Origin of the sequence: Streptomyces barkulensis (assembly GCF_002843305.1) — a bacterium.
Lineage (GTDB): Bacteria > Actinomycetota > Actinomycetes > Streptomycetales > Streptomycetaceae > Streptomyces > Streptomyces barkulensis.
In genome coordinates this window covers 1-332 of the sequence record NZ_PGSG01000002.1, presented here as the reverse complement: position 1 = coordinate 332, position 332 = coordinate 1, and the positions used below count along the sequence as shown (strand labels likewise).

Genomic DNA, 332 nt, shown 5'->3' with positions numbered 1-332 from the left:
CTTTTTGCCCTTATTCTGAGTATTTTTCTTTGAAGCGAAGTAAAAGGTCCGATAAGTTAACTAATTTTTGTGATTGATCGGGAGATAAATGTATCGTGGGCCCCGTGGCTCGTTCGGTGTAGAAAGTCGATCGAAAGTCGGTCCGTCCGGGCAGGCAGAAGGAATATAGTAATTGATTGTGCAATACTTATCAGGTGCGATCATACCAGCACTAATGCACCGGATCCCATCAGAACTCCGCAGTTAAGCGTGCTTGGGCGAGAGTAGTACTAGGATGGGTGACCTCCTGGGAAGTCCTCGTGTTGCACCTCTTTTTACGTTTTTTTTTTTTT

At 44.9% G+C, this 332-nt stretch carries 1 rRNA gene; it reads left to right on the top strand.

The features are described 5' to 3' along the window. Positions 1 to 192: 192 nt before the first annotated feature. Positions 193 to 311 (top strand): 5S ribosomal RNA (rrf, locus tag CUT83_RS31785). The last annotated feature ends 21 nt before the right edge of the window (positions 312 to 332 follow it).